This is a genomic window from Sphingomonas sp. S-NIH.Pt15_0812 (assembly GCF_003951315.1).
Classification (GTDB): domain Bacteria; phylum Pseudomonadota; class Alphaproteobacteria; order Sphingomonadales; family Sphingomonadaceae; genus Sphingomonas.
The window spans coordinates 1-836 of the sequence record NZ_QLJH01000101.1 but is presented as its reverse complement, the minus strand read 5'-3'; the positions used below and the strand labels follow the sequence as shown (position 1 = coordinate 836).

General features: G+C 63.9%; 1 protein-coding gene. It reads right to left on the bottom strand.

The genetic code is table 11. The features are described 5' to 3' along the window. Nucleotides 1–19 precede the first annotated feature (19 nt). A protein-coding gene (locus BRX43_RS20075; RefSeq protein WP_125996800.1) for an IS5 family transposase occupies nt 20–765 on the bottom strand; the annotation gives its coding sequence in 2 pieces (ribosomal slippage) (nt 20–432 and nt 432–765; 747 coding nt in all). Between the last annotated feature and the right edge of the window lie 71 nt (nt 766–836).

Sequence of the window (836 nt, the reverse complement as noted above, 5' to 3'; positions counted from 1 at the left end):
GGCCGAGACTCAATCACAGTCAGAATGCCAAGGCGGTGGCGATGGCGACGCCTGAGAGGAAGTTGGTGGCGAGTTTGTCGTAGCGAGTGGCGACACGGGGGAAGTCCTTGAGACGGCAGAAGGCGTTCTCGATCAGGTGGCGGCCGCGGTAGCGCTCCTTGTCGTATCGGATGACGCGCTTCCGGTTGCGCCGGCCGGTAATAACGGGAACCGCTCCGGCGTCACGTAGCGAGCGGCGCAGCCGGTCGGCATCGTAGCCTTTGTCGGCAAGGAGGTAACGCATTCGGCCCGCCCGCTCGAGAAGGGCGGGCGCTGCCTTTACGTCGCTGACATTGCCGGCCGTCAGCATCAGAGCATAGGGATGGCCAATGACATCGGTGAGTGCGTGGATCATGGTCGTCCATCCAACGCGCGAGCGACCGATCGCCTGGATCTGGCGCCCCCTTTTGCGCCGAAGGCCGCGCGTTGCGCCTTGATGTAGGTGCTGTCGATCGCGGTACTTCTGGTGACCACACCGGCATCCACCAGCGCATCGAGCAGCTGGAGCCAGAAGCCACGGCGCGACCAGCGGTTGAACCGGTTGTAGATCGTCGTCGACGGCCCGTAATCCGCCGGACAGTCGCACCAGCGGCAACCGACCTTCAGCACATGCACGATGCCCCAGATCACCCGCCGGTCGTCCACTCGCCGCGCGCCGGGCTGGTTCGTGGGCAGATGCGGCTCGAGCGCCGCCCACGCTTTATCCGACAACCAGAACAGCGCCATGCCTCTCTCCTCCTGATCCACCCACCAGTGAATCAGGAAAACCGTCAGCCCTCAAAATGCTGATTGGGTTT